The 17,960-nt window shown below is 32.1% G+C and carries 12 protein-coding genes; 5 read left to right on the top strand and 7 right to left on the bottom strand.

Annotation, left to right across the window (positions count from 1 at the left end):
* The first annotated feature begins 202 nt into the window (after positions 1 to 202).
* Positions 203 to 7,738, top strand: a complete 7,536-nt coding sequence (locus EI427_RS18165) for a S8 family serine peptidase (protein WP_126617428.1) — start codon at positions 203 to 205, stop codon at positions 7,736 to 7,738.
* Positions 7,739 to 7,810: 72 nt separating this feature from the next.
* Here the strand turns inward: EI427_RS18165 and EI427_RS18160 are convergent, their stop codons facing one another.
* The 3 genes from EI427_RS18160 to EI427_RS18150 all read right to left on the bottom strand — a co-directional run bounded on the left by EI427_RS18160 (position 7,811) and on the right by EI427_RS18150 (position 11,166).
* Positions 7,811 to 8,416 (bottom strand): class I SAM-dependent methyltransferase, encoded by a 606-nt coding sequence (locus EI427_RS18160; RefSeq protein ID WP_126617426.1) that lies wholly within the window; start codon positions 8,414 to 8,416, stop codon positions 7,811 to 7,813.
* Positions 8,417 to 8,486: 70 nt separating this feature from the next.
* Positions 8,487 to 9,896, bottom strand: a complete 1,410-nt coding sequence (locus tag EI427_RS18155) for an ATP-dependent DNA helicase (RefSeq protein WP_126617424.1) — start codon at positions 9,894 to 9,896, stop codon at positions 8,487 to 8,489.
* A gap of 19 nt (positions 9,897 to 9,915) precedes the next feature.
* Positions 9,916 to 11,166: an ABC transporter permease gene (locus tag EI427_RS18150; RefSeq protein ID WP_126617422.1), complete on the bottom strand. Its 1,251-nt coding sequence runs from the start codon at positions 11,164 to 11,166 to the stop codon at positions 9,916 to 9,918.
* 186 nt (positions 11,167 to 11,352) lie between these two features.
* Here EI427_RS18150 and queA point away from each other — a divergent pair, with 186 nt between their 5' ends.
* The 4 genes from queA (at position 11,353) to EI427_RS18130 (ending at position 14,763) form a co-directional block, all read left to right on the top strand.
* Positions 11,353 to 12,399 (top strand): tRNA preQ1(34) S-adenosylmethionine ribosyltransferase-isomerase QueA, encoded by a 1,047-nt coding sequence (queA, locus tag EI427_RS18145; protein ID WP_126617420.1) that lies wholly within the window; start codon positions 11,353 to 11,355, stop codon positions 12,397 to 12,399.
* A 138-nt stretch (positions 12,400 to 12,537) separates the two neighbouring features.
* Positions 12,538 to 12,894, top strand: a complete 357-nt coding sequence (locus EI427_RS18140; RefSeq protein WP_126617418.1) for an STAS domain-containing protein — start codon at positions 12,538 to 12,540, stop codon at positions 12,892 to 12,894.
* Positions 12,887 to 13,297: an ATP-binding protein gene (locus EI427_RS18135; protein ID WP_126617416.1), complete on the top strand. Its 411-nt coding sequence runs from the start codon at positions 12,887 to 12,889 to the stop codon at positions 13,295 to 13,297. The genes EI427_RS18140 and EI427_RS18135 overlap by 8 nt, the downstream gene beginning before the upstream one ends.
* A gap of 194 nt (positions 13,298 to 13,491) precedes the next feature.
* Entirely contained in the window at positions 13,492 to 14,763 is a 1,272-nt protein-coding gene (locus EI427_RS18130; protein ID WP_126617414.1) for a dihydroorotase, read from the top strand.
* 32 nt (positions 14,764 to 14,795) lie between these two features.
* Here EI427_RS18130 and EI427_RS18125 read toward each other — a convergent pair whose 3' ends face one another.
* From EI427_RS18125 to EI427_RS18110, 4 genes are all read right to left on the bottom strand, one after another.
* Positions 14,796 to 15,173 (bottom strand): hypothetical protein, encoded by a 378-nt coding sequence (locus EI427_RS18125; RefSeq protein ID WP_126617412.1) that lies wholly within the window; start codon positions 15,171 to 15,173, stop codon positions 14,796 to 14,798.
* Between the two features lie 84 nt (positions 15,174 to 15,257).
* Positions 15,258 to 16,427 (bottom strand): IS4 family transposase, encoded by a 1,170-nt coding sequence (locus EI427_RS18120; RefSeq protein ID WP_126617409.1) that lies wholly within the window; start codon positions 16,425 to 16,427, stop codon positions 15,258 to 15,260.
* A gap of 78 nt (positions 16,428 to 16,505) precedes the next feature.
* Positions 16,506 to 17,102 carry a CPBP family intramembrane glutamic endopeptidase gene (locus EI427_RS18115; RefSeq protein WP_126617407.1) on the bottom strand — a complete coding sequence of 199 codons (597 nt, stop codon included), beginning with the start codon at positions 17,100 to 17,102 and terminating at the stop codon, positions 16,506 to 16,508.
* Positions 17,103 to 17,121: 19 nt separating this feature from the next.
* Complete coding sequence (locus tag EI427_RS18110; protein ID WP_126617405.1) at positions 17,122 to 17,676, bottom strand: DUF922 domain-containing protein; 555 nt, start codon at positions 17,674 to 17,676, stop codon at positions 17,122 to 17,124.
* Positions 17,677 to 17,960: the final 284 nt, after the last annotated feature.

Below are 17,960 nucleotides of genomic sequence, written 5' to 3'. Positions count from 1 at the left end.
ACGATAACTTTTTTATCAGAAACATGTCTGACAAAAACACGAAAAAATCTCAACACAGTAACATAACCAGCGACAAGGAAAAGTTACTTGAGATGATTGAAGTGCGAAAGAAGGAGACTGACGTACTTCAGAAGTTATTAAATCTATTGAAGATGAAATAATTTCTAACCAATTCAATTTTTAAACGCAAAACGGACTATCAATGAAAATTCATCTACTAAGAGTATTGACTTTCTTGATGTGTTTATTTTTTGGAGTATTAAATGCTTCAGAAAGTTATGCACAAACTCCTATTACTTTTTCTAAAGGAGTAGCTCAAGGAGTGATTAGAGTAAAGTTTAAAGAAGCCACAGATGCAAGGTTACAAATTGCACCAATGAACGGAGGTGTTGCCACTTTAGGTATTGCTTCTTTTGATGCAACTGCCCATCAATATGGTGCAGAAAATATGAAAAGGGTGTTCCCTTACAATGCTAAATTTGAACATAAATTACGTAAACATGATTTACATTTATGGTATCAAATGGATGTGCAATCTAATGTATCGTTAGATGCAGTTGTGCAATCTTTTTCAAGTTTGCCAGATGTAGAATTAGCAGAGACAATTAAGGAGAAACAATTAATTGAACCAGATGCTAAATTTGAACCAATTTCTAAAGATCAAATCCAAACATTATCGGATAACATGCCAGTTAATGATCCTTTGCTTCAGAAGCAATGGCATTACAATAATGATGGATCAAATACATGGACAAAAGGTGCTGATGTAAATCTATTTAAAGCATGGGAAACTACAATGGGCTCTAATAGAGTAATTGTTTCTATTCATGATGAAGGTATTGATGTTAACCATGAAGATTTAAAAAATAACATCTGGGTGAACGAAGCCGAATTAAATGGAGTTGAAGGAGAAGATTCTGATGGGAACGGTTACATAGATGATATTTATGGATGGAACTTTTCTTCGGCATCTGGAAATATTGCTGCTCAATCTCATGGTACACACGTTGGAGGTACTGTATCTGCAGTTAATAATAATGGTATCGGAGTAGCAGGTGTTGCAGGTGGAGACGGAACAAATCAAGGTGCTTTATTAATGTCTTGCCAAATACTTGGAGGACCGCTTATTGATATCACCAACTCTTATATTTATGCAGCAAATAATGGAGCAGTAATTTCTCAAAACTCTTGGGGGTATACTACAGAAGGATATTTTGATCAAGCAGTTTTAGATGCCATCGATTATTTTATTGCTGAAGCAGGAGATTATGAAGGAGCACCAATGAAAGGTGGTATTGTAATTTTTGCATCTGGTAATAGTAATCTTGATGGAAAATGGTACCCTGGGTATTATGAAAACTGCTTTACAGTAGCATCAACAGGACCAAATGATACAAAAGCTGATTACTCTAATTATGGTGATTGGATAGAATTATCGGCACCAGGTGGAGAAACAACTACAGGTCAAATTAATGGCGTATTATCAACTTTACCAGGAAATGATTATGGTTTTTTCCAGGGTACATCTATGGCTTGTCCTCATGTATCAGGTATTGCAGCTTTAGTTTTATCTCATTTAGGAGGAGAAACAATGACTCCATCTAAACTAAAAGCTCAGCTATTAAATGGTGTAGTAAGTATTGACGACTTAAATCCTAATTATATCGGGCAATTAGGTACTGGTAGAATTGATGCGTCTTTTGCTCTAAAAGAAAATGAAGGATTAATTCCTGATGATGTAACTTTATTTGAAGTAGCATATGCAGGTGTGGATCATATTGCTTTAAAATGGATTACACCTTCGGATGAAGATGATGGACAAGCAAGTACTTTTGAAATTTATTACAATGAAGGAGTATTTGATTTAGCATCAGCTACAAAAGTTGTTGTTAATTCAGCAAGTGGATTGGGAGAGTGGAATGAGTATAGATTAAATGAACTTGCTGCAGAGACAGAATATTCATTTGCCATTTTAGCAAAAGATAGATGGGGAAATGAATCAGCTTTATCTTCTTCTATTGTAGGTGCAACAAACTTAGGGCCTAAGCTTACATTTTCTAAATCTTCATTATCTATCACAGCTGATTTAGTAACTTCTACAACTGCTTCTGATGAGATTATATTTCTTAATGAAGAAGAAGGCAAATTAATTTATTCTTTAGAGGCAAGATATAAAAATCACTACCCAAAGAATTATGCAACGTTATCGGCAGGTGCACTTGTAGAACCTTCTAATGTTGGACGAGAGGTTTATCCTCAAATAGATGTAATGTCATTAAATGATCATGCTGAATTAGAAGAGTTTGAAGATCAGTATTTAGAATACTGTAACAAATGGTTCTCTCCTTCATTCTTTATAGGAGATAATGATCTAGCAAAATCAAATACTGCAGCCGTAGCGTATATTGCTCCAGAAGGTGGTTTTAACCTTACAAATTTTGAGATTTTCTTGAATGATCTTACTGAAGGTACTACCAAAATACAGGTGTATCAAGGTAATATTTTGAGTTCAGCAACTTTAAAATGGGAGCAAGAATTAGAACCACAAAAAAGAGATATTCATTACTTTAATTTAGAAGAACAATTATTTTTCTCTGAAGGTGAAGTATTTTGGTTGGTAGCAAGAATACCTGCAGGAAATAAATATCCTCTTGTAATAGGTGAATATAATTTCACAACTGAGGGAGAAGATAAAATGTTCTACAGTGATGATGATGGGAAATCGTGGTCTTATTTAGTAGATGCAGTATATGATAAAACACAATCATTTTTATTCTCAGCAATTAGTAAAAATCCTTCTGTAGGTGAATTTATTACATTGGCTCCCGCTTCTGGTGATGTTTTAGGGAATTCAGAACAAACGATTATAGCAACTGTAGACGCCTCTACGTTAGTAAATGGATCTTATACTTCTGTATTATTTGTAGAATCAAATGACCCTGTAGAACCACTAAAGAAATTGAATATTTCTACGAAAGTAGAAGGTCATACTTCGGATATGAAAACGTTTGATATTGTTGATTTCGGAAGTGTTCAGGTAGGGCATGAAAAAGAATTAATAATTGAAGTAGCAAACTATGGTTATGGTATTTTCAAATTAGCAAATAATGTAACGTTAGAAGGAAGTACATCATTTGAATTGACACAAAAACCTTATACTTTCTATGCTAGAAAAGTAAATCAAATTACTTTAAAATATACACCTACTCAAGCAGGTACTGAAACTGCAAAGTTTGTTTTTACAGATAATACTTATGGAGGATCATTTGAAATTAATCTAACAGCAGTTGGTATTGAACCGTCTAAAATAGAGGTTACTCCGGTAGAGCAAGCTTACACTCTTCCTTTAGGAGGAACTGATACAGGATTATTTACAATCAATAATTTAGGTAATTATCCATTGCAATATTCTATTCCTCTTTATGATGAAGATAGAGAAGAAGGTGTTCATCGTTTTGGTTACTCATGGGATTTAGTTTCAGATAATTTTGTTTGGGAAGAATTAGAAGGTCAAGAAGATGTTCTTGATTTTACTCAACAGTTTAAAGATAATTCATTCTTAGATTTTATTGATGTTGAACTAGGATTTGAATTCCCTTTCTTTGATACTCTCGTAAATGAAATGCATGTTTCTCATGTAGGTATGATTGCTTTAGATACCAAAGATCCGGTGAATGGTAGTTGGGGTAAGCTATTAGGCTCGAATTTTACTTCTAACGGGTATGTAGCAGGTTTATATTTATATACTAATATTGGGCTTGATACTAAATTTCTATATAAAAGATTTAGTAACTATGTGATCATGGAATACAAAAACTTGTATTCTAAGCCAGAAGAAGATGATTTTAATGAATCACATAAAATTACGTATCAAATAGTACTCTATGCTGATGGTAATATTGAATATAGATATCAAGATGTTTGGGGAATCAGAAATTCTAATGCTCCATTTATTGGAGTGGAAAGTCCAGATAAAAAAGATGGTTTTTATATCTATGAAAACTCTCTGCAACCTGAAAAATTATTTTCTTCTAAGAATTCTAATGTAACGATTAAAGTAAATCATCCAGGTAGAAAAATAGCTAGAAATTTAAGTAGTGTAAAAGGTGTAGTTCCTGTTGGACAATCTGTAGATATTACTTATGATGTAGTTACAGAAGGTTTAGACGAAATGAGAAACACTCAAAATGTATCCATCTTTACTAACGATCCTTTAACACCTCTTGCACACTTTACTTTACATGCAGATGTAATAAGTGGTGGAGAAGCAATTGTAACGACAACAAGAGATGACTTACCGTTCGGAGATGTGTACAAAACAGCGTCACCATCAACGGTTGTAATGTTTAGGAACCAAGGAAATAAGCCTATTAATTTTACTTCTGCGGTTGTAGAAAATGGATTATTTACAGTAGATAAAAATACATTTACTATTGACCCTCGTCTTTCAGAAACACTAAAAGTATCTTTTACAGCAACCGTAGATGGTCCTTTAGAAGATAATCTTATTGTAACAGATGAATTAGGAACTGTATATACATTCCCAATTACAGCAAATGTTATCCACGCACCAATGATTAATGTTGATAACTCAGAGCGTTTTTTCACATTAAATGCAGGTGAAAGTGATCTATTATCAATAATTGTTGATAACTCAGCAGGTGAAGCAGACCTTGAAGTATTACCATTGGGATCTCATTGGTTATATGAGCAAAAAGAAATTCAGCCGGCAAGTGTTATTCCAAACTATTCTTATGCTTGGAAAGATAACATGAAAGAATTGTCAGGTTTTGAAGATCTAGAATCTCCTTCTTATCAATTTATTGATATCACAAAGAATGGTGAAAAAATAGATATTGAACTTGATGATTATTGGAAACCAGTAAAACTACCATTTACGTTTGAATATTATGGTATTAATTATGATAGTGTTTACATTGGTATTCATGGTCAAATAAGCTTTAATTATTATAACGGTGCACCTTTAGGTGATAAAATTTGGTATCCTTTAGAAATACCTTTTGCTCCTGATATTAATAATATTGTAACACCATTATGGATGGCAGGTGAAACAGATTATTATGATGAGAATCCAAATAAAGGAATTTGGTATTATGAAGATGAAGAGAAGTTTGTTGTAACGTATGAACGTTACCAACATTTTGGTAATATTATGGGAGGTCATGCTACTGCAGAAACGGTTTTCTATAAAGATGGAAGAATCAAAATGCAGTATAAGACTTGGAATCAAGATGGTGTTGACTTCTGGAGTAAATGGTTAACAATTGGTTTAGAAAACCACGATGGTACGGAAGGTGTGATGGTTAATTTTTACCGTTCATATATTAGAGATGGTTTAGTAATTGAATATACACCAACTGAGAAAACGATTATTCCTGCAGGAGAGTCTAAAACATTAAACTTTGCTGTTGATGCGGGTAATTTATTAGATGGTCAATATAAAACAACATTAGCTTTACAGAGTGAATCTCCAAATAATGAAAAAGTAGAAGTTCCAGTAAATCTTACTGTTAATGGTATTGCTATACTTCAATGGGATAAAGAAGTAATTGATTTAGGCGATTTACTTTGGTCACAAGGACAATCTTTAGAAGTAATTCTTAATACACAAAATATTGGTACAAAAGGGTTAGATCTTATGGAGATGAAATCCATAAAAGGAACAAATCCAACAATTGAGATTTGGGGTTATAACTTAGATTGGGATGGAAATCCATTTGGAGATCCATTATGGAAAAATACGGCTTTCTTTGATCCAATGTGGGCTCCATGGCCAGGTATTGCTCCTTCTGAAAATCTTTCAACTAGAATTTCAGTTTCTCCAATAGAAAGTGGTGTATTCTTAGACTCTATTATTGTAAATGATAATATGGGACTAACAGATACTTTAGTGATTAGAGCAAATTTAATCTTACCTCCTAATATGGAAATAGCAGCAGATACTATTCATCAAGTTTCATTTGATAACCAATCAGTTATTATGGATGAAATAGTGGTTAGTAATGTTGAAGGAGCTTCAGATTTAGCTTATTCAGTTGAAGTAGAATACCCTAGACAAGGTATGATTAATAGTACTTCTATATTAAATACTGAAAATATAGCTACTCCACTTTCAGCTTCTCGTTTGCAATCAGTTTCATCAGGAATTGGAGTATTAAATACAGAATTTGATGATGAGATCAATTATTTCAAAGGTTATGAAAAAGCTGGAGGAATTGGTTATGGAGCAAATGGCTTTAGTACATTAACAAAGTTCAAAGCACCTAACACAGGGTTTAACTTATCTCATGTTTCTACATGGTATGTTCCTGCAGGTTTAGCAAATGCTGAATTAATGATTACAGTTGGTGTTGGTGATATTGACAATCCTACTGTTTTACATCAACAGTCATTCTTAACAGAAACAGCTTTTGATGATCTAGAAGGTAGTTTACTAACATTTGAGTTAAATAAAGCTATACAATTTTACCCAGGTGAAACGATTTATATGATTATTACATATCCATTTGGTCCTGCTAGACCTCAAGGTTTTGTAGAGTCAGCAGAAACTATGTCTGATATTTCATATATAGAAGCAAATGGTACATGGTTAGATGTAACAACAGATAATAGATTCCCATTATTACTATGGATGAATGCTTTACATCAGTCAGCAAAGATTGCTCCTTGGGTTACTTTATCTTCTTTTGAAGGAACAGTTACAGCAGGAAGTTCAGAAAAAATTGATGTTACTTTTAGTCCATCAAATACTATTTCTTCTTATGAAGAAGCAATGTTTAAATTTATGAGTAATGATAAAACTGCTGAAGTAGAAGTAGTTGTTACTTCATTAACATCAAACACTGCTCCTGAATTTATAGAATTACCATCAATGGTAGAAATGGACGAAGCATCTGAGAAAATGATTAAGGTAGTAGCTCATGACATAGAAGGTCATGCTATAACATTTAATATTGAGGAGAATGTTTTAGTAAAGAGTACATCAACAAGCAATGATACTTTATTTATCAATTTAACAACAGATTATGAAAGTGCAGGTGATTATGTATTGGATGTAACTGCTACAGATGAGCATGGCGTATCGACTTCAACTCAAATAGAGGTACTTGTTAGTGATGTAAATAGAGCACCAATTGCTATTGAGCAAGATACATTGTTCTTATTCTTAGATAATACACCTACTTTCCTTGATCCATCAGTAATATTCTCTGATGAAGATGAAGATGCATTAACTTTTGGAATTGCTGCTTCTGATGATGGAAAAGTAATGGCATCAATGTCTCAAGGGCAGTTTGCAATTCTTGGCTTAGTAGAAGGTGTTACAGAAGTAGCATTAATAGCTACAGATGTACATGGTGCTTCTGGAATGACAATGCTTGTTGTTGATGTATCTGAAAAAGATGTAGTAGAGGAAGAGGAAGAAGAATTACCAACGGCTGTTGATAAGGATATCTTAGAAAAAATTAATCTAAGAAATTATCCAAACCCAGTAATTAATAAAACAACTTTTACTTTTACTTTACCTCAACAAGGTGATGTAGTTATTCAGATTTTTAATTTGAATGGAGTAGTTGAAAAAATAATTTCGATGGGTACTTTAAGTAATGGAAATCATGAATTAAATGTAGATTTAGCACCACTATCTAATGGTATTCATATCTATACAATATCAATAAATGGTACTGTAAAAACATATAATAAATTGATGAAAAAATAATTGAATTTAAAATGAATAATGAATAGAGAAGTCTATTCTTGAAACCACCAAGGTATTACTTTGGTGGTTTTTTTAATTCTTTATTCCATCAATTATTAAAGATGTAAAGTTTGGTTTTCCATCAGAATTACGTCGGTCATTATTTAATGAACGCTGGATATATCCATTTTCTTCTTTCCATGGATTTTGATGAAACTGATGTGATTCATCAAAATATTCAAGCCTTCTTGTGGTGAAACCAGCTTCTTGCAACATTTTTTCTAGGCTTTGATAATTATAAAGAATTTTATGATCATCAGCACCTGCACCCGTTCCTCCAGGCTCTACTTTTTTTATATAATCAGCACTTTGATGATAACCATCTGGAACTGCAATTCTTAAGATACCTCCTTTCTTTAGGTAAGAAAAGCAATTAGAAGCAGCAATTAAACCTTCTTTTGGATGAAGATGTTCCCAAACATGTTCTCCTAAAATATTTTTAATAGATCCTCTGTTGAAGTAGCTTTCCCAATCTTTTTCTTTTAGAATATTTAGAGCATGTATATCACTAGGTATCCAACCTTCTTGGAAAATATAAGAACTTCCAACAACCAATTTAGGGTTAGACTGATTAATTAATCGATACCTTAATTTAAGCTGTTCGTAGATAGAAAGGACTTTAGAATAGAGAGGGCTCATTTTAATGGATTAATGTTAATATTAAAAGTATTACAGTAATATACTAAAAATGAAAGTGACAAAAAGTTTTTTACTTAAAAAATTTATCGGGGTAATTCATTAAAAACAATTCTGATTTAGCTCTTGTAATAGCAGTATATTGCCACCTTATAAAATCAGTATCTACCATATCGTCTCTAATAAAACCTATATCTACAAATATAGCATCCCATTGCCCACCCTGAGATTTATGACATGTTAAGGCATAAGAAAATTTTACCTGTAAGGCATTCAGATATTCATCTTCTCTAATTCTTTTTAGTCTTATTCTTTTATCTGCAATTTCTGAATGTTCTTCTAAAACAGCATTGTATAATTTTCTATTTTCTTCTCTTTCTAACTGAGGAGTAAAAGAGTGCAATGTATCTAAAATAATTTTAGCTTCAACAGTGGGGTGGTCTGCATAATCAAGAAGTCTGAAACGGATATCACAAAAACGGAAACCATACTTCTCTTCTACTCCACCAACACTTGTCACCTCAATAAATTCACCATTTGCAAGAAAACCGGCAGGGGAATCATCATCTAACCAAAAATAATTATTTCTAACAATCATAAGATAATCTCCAGCATCAAGCTCTTCTTCTCTATAATGAATTTGCCTTCTTATATATTGGTTGTATTGTGTTGCGGCTCTATTTGAACGCGTAATAATTACAGTATTTTCGATGCCGTATTTATCATATCCATAGAGTAAACCATCTTCTAATTTGTCTGATCCCATTTTGTAAATATCAGAAAAAGGGGAAGTAGTAAACTTTATATCTTGTTGCGAAATTAAAGCATTCCTTAGTGTTGTGGCATTGTATAAAATTCCAGACTCAGAAGCCTGTCTAACTACCTCTGTAAGCTCTAAGCTTTTTACATTTAAGCGAAATACATTTTGTAAATACACCTCGTCTAAAGCAGGACTAATTTCTTGTTTTACGGGAGGAAGCTGAGCAGAGTCTCCTACTAGAAATAATTTATTATTAGATTTTGGATCTTCAAATACATAATTTATTAATGATGATAATAAACCTTCTCCACCAGGATGAGACTGATCGTCTACCATAGAAGCTTCATCTATTATATAAACAGTATTTTGAGCCGTATTTTTTTGTCGTTGAAATTGAAGAATACCTGTATCAGGATCTTCACTTTGATTAAAAATGATACGATGGATAGTAAATGCTTTTCTTTTGGCATAAGAAGACATCACCTTAGCCGCTCGCCCCGTAGGTGCCAACATAATCGGCTTATAACTATAGAACCGTAGAATGTTAGAGAAAGCAGTTAATACAGATGTTTTACCTGTACCGGCATAACCTTTTAATAAAAATGTATTTCTACGTGTACTTTTTTCTAAAACAAAATCATCGAGTAACTCGAAAAGCGTTTTTTGCCCATTTGTAGGTTCAAAAGGGAATGAGGCACTTATACGTTCTGAAGGTGTGATCATTACTGTATTCTAGTTATATTTAAGAAGCTCTCATAGCTTCAACAGGGTCCATCTTTGCAGCAGATATTGCTGGAGCTAAACCCGAAATAATACCAACAAAAGCAGAAATACCTAAGCCAATAATTAAGTTTTGAAAGTTTAATGTTATCACAAAAACTTCTGTAGAAAGTAACGATAGTAAGGAGACTAGAAATAAACCACCAATACCACCAAAGAAACTTAAAAACATAGATTCACATAAAAACTGAAGTAGAATAAAGTAGTTTTTAGCACCAAGTGCCTTCTGAATTCCAATTTGGGATGTTCTTTCTTTTACCGATACGAACATAATATTGGCAATACTAAAGCCGCCTACAAGTATAGAAAACATACCAATTATTCCTCCAGCAATTTTTAAGGATCCAGTTATTTTATCAATAAATTCTACAATAGCATCTGTTCTATTTAATGCAAAGTTGTCATCATCTTTAGGTCGTAAGCCTCTTTTTATCCTTAGTAACCCTCTTAATTCTGCTAGAATTTCTCCCATATCAGTATCACGATCGTATCCTTTTGCAATTAGATTAGTAGAAACCCATCTGCCTTTAGAGGCGTAAATTTTTATAAAAGAATGATATGGAATTAAAACGAGTTCATCGTTACTAGGTGTAGGTATTAAACTTTCACCTTGTTTTTCGAAAATCCCAATTATTAAAAATTTTTGTCCTTTTGTTTTAATCATTTTCCCTAAAGCATCACCCCTTGGGAATAATTGTTTGGCTACCTCAAAACCAATAACTGCTTTTTGTACACCAGAAGACATTTCGTTTGTAGTGAAGTATCTACCATCTCCAATAGGCATAGAATTGATTTTATTGTACTCATAAGAAGCACCCACAATTTTGCCATCTTCAAAACTATTATTTCTGTATTGAAAAGTATTGCCACCTTTTGCTTCATAAATAGCAATGGATTTAACCCACTTTGCATTCTCTTGAATAAATTTATACTCACTTTCATTAGGGCTAGGTCTTCTGTAGTATTTCCACCAAGGATACTCCCCTTCTCCAAAAGAAAAAGGCCATTTACCAACATAAACAACTTTATCACCAAAAACAGAAAGGCTACCCTGTATTCCGTTGTTGAGTGCATCTACCAAAGTGAATATGGCAATAATTGCAAAAATACCAATCGTAACTCCTAGTAATGAGAGGATTGTTCTTAGTATATTTTCTTTCAGTGCATGTACTGCAAACCGAAAACTTTCAAAAAAAAGTCTTAGAAAAAGCATGTTTATCGAAAAAATGATAGAAAATTGATAATAAATCCTGTATCTAAAAGATTGTTTGGAAATTATCTAATCTTTATTTGTTAAATTTACTGTCTTGATTTTCAAGGTACGCATTTTGTGTGTATTAAGTAAAGTTAAGATATATATCGATATTTATAGATAGAATATAATACGTAATTTCATTCCATGAAGCTATCCCAATTTCAGTTTGATCTACCAACAGATCTAATCGCTCAATATCCAGCGGAAAATCGTGATGAGTCTCGTTTGATGGTACTTCACCGTGCTACAGGCAAAATTGAACATAAAATGTTCAAAGACATCGTAGATTATTTTGATGAGGGCGATGTTTTGGTAATGAACAATACCAAAGTTTTCCCTGCTCGCCTTTATGGTAATAAAGAAAAGACAGGTGCTAAAATTGAAGTTTTCTTACTTCGTGAACTAAATAAAGAATCTCATTTATGGGATGTTTTAGTTGACCCTGCTCGTAAAATTCGTGTAGGTAATAAATTGTATTTCGGTGATGGTAGCTTAGTTGCTGAAGTTATTGATAATACAACTTCAAGAGGTAGAACTATTCGTTTCTTAGTAGATGGAGAAGATGAAGAATTCTACAAAACAATTGAGGAATTAGGAGAAACACCTATTCCAAGAGATTTAGAACGTGAAGCGGAAGCTTCTGATAGAGATCGTTACCAAACAATATTCGCAGAAAAGAAAGGTGCTGTTGCAGCTCCTTCTGCTGGTTTACACTTTACACCTCAAATTGCTAAACGTTTAGAAATTAAGAGTGTAGAAATGACTCCAATTACACTACATGTAGGCTTAGGTGCTTTTAGAGATGTAGATGTGGAAGATTTGACAAAACATAAAATGGACTCTGAACACTACGAAGTAGACGGAGAAACTGTTACTGTGGTAAACAAAGCATTAGAAGAAAAGAAGAATATTTGTGCTATTGGTACAACTGCACTTCGTTCTCTTGAAACTTCTGTTTCTGCATCAAATACATTAAAAGCAAATGAAGGCTGGACAGATAAATTTATCTTCCCTCCTTACGACTTTAAAATTGTATCTTCTATGGTTACTGGTTTTCATAAACCAAAATCTACATTATTAATGATGGCTGCTGCTTTTGGTGGTTACGATTTAATGATGCAAGCTTACGAAGAAGCAATAAAAGAAAAGTACCGTTTCTTAAGTTACGGTGATGCAATGTTGATTCTTTAATAAGAATAATAGTGTAAATTAAACATACAATAGAGCGTGTAGATTTAGATTTCTATAACCTTTATTGTATGTTTTTTAAAAAAATGTAAAAAAATATCTCTTTAAGGGAAACCTTAATGAAGTTAAACCGTATATAGAATGACCAAAGTTGACGTTAATGTTGTACAAGAAAATGATTACACTTTTATTGATGTCGTCGGTGAATTAGATGCAAGTTCTTCTGTTGATTTAGATACAACACTTCAAGAATGCATTGATCGTGGCGATAAGAAGTTATTAATCAATTGCGCAGGGTTAACATACATTTCTTCTGCAGGTATTGGTGTTTTTACATCTAGATTAGATGAAATAGAAACAGAAAAAATCGGAATGGTACTCTACAATGTAGGAGCCAACATTAGAAGTGTATTAGAAATCTTAGGTGTAGATCAATTTTTAAACTTGGCAGCAAATAAAGAAGAAGCCACAAAAATTATTCAAAGCAGTAATGTTTAGAACCAAAGTTAACTGTGAAACCGCCAATTTACATACGATACGAGAGTTTATACTTTCGTCATTGGAGGGATACAGTGTACCTATTTCTAAACGAGACATGATTGTTGTAGCTGTAGATGAAGTTTGTGCAAATAGAATGATCCATTCTAACAACTGCGATGCTACCAAAGAAATTGAAGTGACCGTAACAACAACTATTGATACAAAAGGTGTTGTTATTGAGATTAAAGACGACGGAGAAGCTTTTGATATTAAAGCCTATCAATCCCCAACTATTAATGATGTAATAAAAGAACACCGTAAAGGTGGAATGGGATTAAGATTAGTAAAAAATATTATGGATGCAGTTCAAGTTGTACAAGTTGGAGACCATCAAGTCTGTAGGCTAGTTAAACAGCTTTGAATTCATTTTAAAAGAAAAGAGACATTGAAAAATGTCTCTTTTTTTTATTTTTATAATTTGTTTCGACTAAAATTTTTATAAAATAATTTTTTGATCTTACATTTGTTCGGTTACTCCTTATTTCTAGGTACATTCTGTACCTAAAGTGCATTAACCAAGAAAAAAAATAGAAGATCTTTTTGAGTTATATCGCCATGAAAGAAGTTTTGCTTAGTAATGTTCGAGTTTCAAACGCAACATCACCTTACCATAATAAAAGTGTATCTATCTTAATTAAAGATGGAACTATCCAAACAATTTCAACTTCTAGTATAGATGCACCTAATGCAGAGAATATTGTAGGAGACAACCTTTGGGTTTCTACAGGATGGTTTGATATGAGGTCTTCACTTAATGAGCCAGGAGAAGAATTTAAAGAGGATATAGCTTCTTTATGTAAAGCAGCAGCTTTTGGCGGTTTTACGGATGTAGCAACATTACCAAATACTAAACCTGTTATTCAATCCAAAGAAAGTATTCATTTTGTAAAGCAAATGAGCTTATTTCAACCTGTACAATTGCATCCTATGGGTGCACTAACTAAAGATTGTAAAGGAGAGGAAATGAATGAGGTGACAGATATGCACAATGCAGGAGCAGTAGCTTTTACAGATGGAACTCATTCTTCTTGGCATTTGGGCGTGGTTAAAAGAGCTATTATGTACATGCAAGGTTTTGATGGTCTTATGATTGAATTAGCTGATGAAAAGACGCTAAATAATGATGGGCATATGAACGAAGGTATTCCAAGTACTTTGATGGGTACAAGAGGTATTCCTAATGTTGCAGAATGGCTGGCTATTCAAAAAATTATCTCTTTACTAACTTATACAGGTGGTAGAGTACATTTTGCAAATATTTCTGCAGCTGAATCTGTAGATTTAATTCGCAAGGCAAAAGCAGAAGGCTTAGAAGTAACTTGTGATATTGCTGCACATCAGGTAGCATTTACAGACGAAGACCTTTCTGACTTTGATACTTTTAAGAAAGTGATTCCTCCGTTTAGATCAAAAAATGATATAGAAGCAATTTGGGAAGGACTTAGAGATGGAACAATTGATGTAATTGTATCATCACATACACCTTTAGATACAGAATCTAAACGTTTAGAATTTGATTTAGCTGATGGTGGTATTTTAGGTTTAGAAACAGCTTTTGCTTCTATCATTTCAAATTTACCAAAAGATATTTCTGTAGATCTTATCATTGATAAATTGACAACATCACCTAGAAAAATTTTAAAGATTGAAGAACCAAAATTAGAGGAAGGTGCAAAAGCTTGTCTTACAGTATTCGCTCCAGAAACTTCTTGGACTTTTACAGAAAATGATATTCAATCGAAATCAAATAACTCTCCATTTATAGGCAAAGAATTAAAAGGTAAAGCAATAGCGATTGTCAACAAAGGACAATTGGTGAAGGCTTAGTTTCCTTTTTAAAAGATATATTGAAAACACCATTACGAATGTTTTAGAGCATTTGTGGTGGTGTTTTTTTGGATATAAAAAGCAATCACTGCCCCAATAAATAGAGCTAAAATATCTTTGAAGTCAAATACGCCTAGAAAAGGGATAAAATAACTTAAAGCCTCATGTAGTGAAAGTAAAACAAAGGAGATAATAACATCTAGTTCTTTTGTTTTCTTTGTCATTGTTTTTGATAGCATCCAGAAAAAAACACAACCTATTGGTATGAAAAATAGATTACTAGCCATATCTGCTAAACCAAAATCATTAATATTATTTGTATAAATATAGGGTCGGTAATAATTGTTTAAAATGAAAGCAATACTGAAAAACAGTATAAAAAAGAAGAAGTAATAGCTTTTAAATTTCATTTTTTATCAATAGTGTCCTAAACGTTTTCAAATTCCAAAAAAATGCACGTTTCAGCTATTGTCAGTCTATAAAATCAATCAATATTAAAATAAATCCCCTTGTACATATTTTGGTCTAGGTTTCGGAGGATCTTCAAAAGGTTTATCTAACCATTTTTTGAGATCAATTTTAACGAATAAATTGAGTCTTATGAATGCGATCAAGTTAGATAACCTCCACTCAAATTCACCTATCGATTTGAGGTATTTTAGAATTAATATTGTGATTAAAGCCGTCCAAATTTGAATCATTACAGCATTTTCACTTGTTCCGATAAAAGATTTAATATGTAGAAGCTGTTTAATTTCTCGAAAGAAGATTTCAACCTGCCATCTACTCTTATAAAGCTCACTTATTGTGTTTGCTGTCCAAGACATTTGATTGGTGATTAGTTCTATCGTTTGGTTATTCTCATCATTCCAAATCACAACACGTCTAGGTTTTTTAGGATATTTAGTACTTGTTTGAGTTCCTGTAACTTCAATTAGTTCATCCTTTAGGATATACTGATGTCTATTCTCTGGTAATTCTAATTCTTTAATTGTTTTAAACTGTAAGTTTTCTTTATGTCTTATGACGAAGAAGACTCCTTTGCTGTCCCAAACGTTTAATAAAGAAAAATCATTATAATATCTATCGGCAACAATCACGCTATTAGCAAATAAAGGTATCTCATAGGCTCCTTTGTTATCAGCTGTTTCACCATTAGAAACATTTACATAAGCAGGTAAATTACCATCATAATCTAAAAGTGTGTGGAGTTTTATAGCTCCTTTAGTGGTCTTGTATTTCACCCAATCAAAAAGATTTAAACACAGACTAATGGTTGAGGAATCCAATAGGAATATCTTAGATTTTATACGGAATTTAGTTTGCTTAAAGCCTGCTTGCTGCCCTAATTGAGTAAGTAGCTTATAATAATACTCCCTAAACAAAGTCCAATCTCGGTTCTTGTTTTGGTAACTAATCGTTGATTTAGATGGAGACATTTGTATACCTAAATGATTAAGATTACCAGTTGCTGACCTCAAACCATTACTGATATCACGAATAGATTGGCTTTTTACAAATTGACAAAAAAGCATAGAGACCAAGTGAGTCCAACTTGTAAAGCCTTTTTGATGTTTATCAGTTTTCTTTTCTGTAACTAATTTTTTGAAAGAATTACGGTCATGTTTTGAGACTATTTGAGAGAATAAATTTACCTTTGATATTTGTGAGAATTATATTTTCGTTGTTGTAACTCAAAGGTAATTGAGATACGTAAATTATTCTCACACTTTTTTAAACGTTTAGGACGCTATTGATTTTTTATTAAGTATAATTTTATATATCAGATATAGTATTACAATCTCAAATAGCGTAGTGAGTATAATTAAGTTACTCATTTCAGGAAGAAAAGTATGATCTACTTCAGTTAATAACATTGCTTTTAAGCTTTTTCCACTTCCTTCGAAATTAAAAATGACTCCTTGAATAAGATTCCAAGACCAATGCATTCCAATAGCTGTTGAAATACTTTTTGACCAAATAGTAGCTAAGAAGAGGCTGATAGCAGAAATAAAAATTAGTATTTGTAATTTAGGGAATTGATCAAAATTCAAATGAAGAATCCCAAATAATAATGAAGTACTAACTCCAATCATAGTTAGCTTTCTTAAAGAGAACTTCTTTTTTAGGTTGATATAGTTTCTTAAAGGTAAATATCTAAATAATAATTCTTCTGCTACAGCTATAAATAAGCTATATCTTGCTCCTTTTAATAGATCAGAATAATTAAAAGTATCATTTATAGCTATATCCTTAAAATCAATTTCAAACGAAATAATTATGCAAAAAGAAATACAAGCCAATATACAGCCAATAAGGAAGTTTAATAGGGTTTGCATAATTTAGTTTTTATTCAAATTAAAGGCTTACCTCTTGATATGATAATATTGAATCAATTTTATATTGCCAATACATTTGTTGACTTCTTAACAAACTATGCTTTGTTTCATTGTCATATTTTTGTTGTTCTTTATTATGTTCAATATTATAATTCATGAGAAGCTGAAGTACATCTTTTCTAGAAATGGTTTTTTGTTGACTTAGCTGTTCATTTAATTTTCGAGCAAAGATTTCTGTTATATTAAAATGATATTGTTCATGTTCTAATATATATGATGAGTTTGTAGATGTTATATCACTCCAATTTACCCAAGAAAGAGTCTGATTTTGTATCGCCTTTGCAGAGTAGTTAGGTTTTTTAGAAGAGTCAAATTCTAATTTTATTTCACAAAGAATTCCAGCAGAATATTTTGAAAATGGTCTAGAAACACCTTTGAAATGGTTCCATTTTAACGATTGCCATTCATTAAACTTTTCTTTTTTATAAAAGTTATTAGAAATCAGTTTGTAAGAGAAGAAAACGGTAGAAAATATTGTGATGGCAAGTATTTTTATTCTTGTAATAAGTGACATCTAATAAGATTGATAAATGAAATAAAAAAACTAATTATTAATTCAACGAGAATGAACAAAATCACTATTCCAACGAACGTGAGAATAGTGTTTGAAAATTTAATAGTAGAAAAAGAATTATCGAAAAAAAAACCTATAATTAGAAAAGAAAAAAAGCTAAAAAACACATCATTAACTACTCTACTTATTATATTATATATTTTTTTGTGTTCAATAGAGTTTATCACGGTTAATTTCTTATAAAAAGAAAAAATGGCTTAAAGTTTTAGTTTTGTAGTTCCTAC

Source organism: Flammeovirga pectinis (assembly GCF_003970675.1).
In the GTDB taxonomy this organism is placed as follows: domain Bacteria; phylum Bacteroidota; class Bacteroidia; order Cytophagales; family Flammeovirgaceae; genus Flammeovirga; species Flammeovirga pectinis.
The sequence above is the reverse complement of the archived record's forward strand: the minus strand, read 5'-3'. Positions and strand labels throughout refer to the sequence as shown.

Bases quoted from the DNA above. Each gene is read 5' to 3' on its own strand.
- EI427_RS18165 (WP_126617428.1), top strand. From the start codon at position 203: ATGAAAATTCATCTACTAAGAGTATTGACTTTCTTGATGTGTTTATTT.
- EI427_RS18160 (WP_126617426.1), bottom strand. From the start codon at position 8,416: ATGAGCCCTCTCTATTCTAAAGTCCTTTCTATCTACGAACAGCTTAAA.
- EI427_RS18155 (WP_126617424.1), bottom strand. From the start codon at position 9,896: ATGATCACACCTTCAGAACGTATAAGTGCCTCATTCCCTTTTGAACCT.
- EI427_RS18150 (WP_126617422.1), bottom strand. From the start codon at position 11,166: ATGCTTTTTCTAAGACTTTTTTTTGAAAGTTTTCGGTTTGCAGTACAT.
- queA (WP_126617420.1), top strand. From the start codon at position 11,353: ATGAAGCTATCCCAATTTCAGTTTGATCTACCAACAGATCTAATCGCT.
- EI427_RS18140 (WP_126617418.1), top strand. From the start codon at position 12,538: ATGACCAAAGTTGACGTTAATGTTGTACAAGAAAATGATTACACTTTT.
- EI427_RS18135 (WP_126617416.1), top strand. From the start codon at position 12,887: ATGTTTAGAACCAAAGTTAACTGTGAAACCGCCAATTTACATACGATA.
- EI427_RS18130 (WP_126617414.1), top strand. From the start codon at position 13,492: ATGAAAGAAGTTTTGCTTAGTAATGTTCGAGTTTCAAACGCAACATCA.
- EI427_RS18125 (WP_126617412.1), bottom strand. From the start codon at position 15,173: ATGAAATTTAAAAGCTATTACTTCTTCTTTTTTATACTGTTTTTCAGT.
- EI427_RS18115 (WP_126617407.1), bottom strand. From the start codon at position 17,102: ATGCAAACCCTATTAAACTTCCTTATTGGCTGTATATTGGCTTGTATT.
- EI427_RS18110 (WP_126617405.1), bottom strand. From the start codon at position 17,676: ATGTCACTTATTACAAGAATAAAAATACTTGCCATCACAATATTTTCT.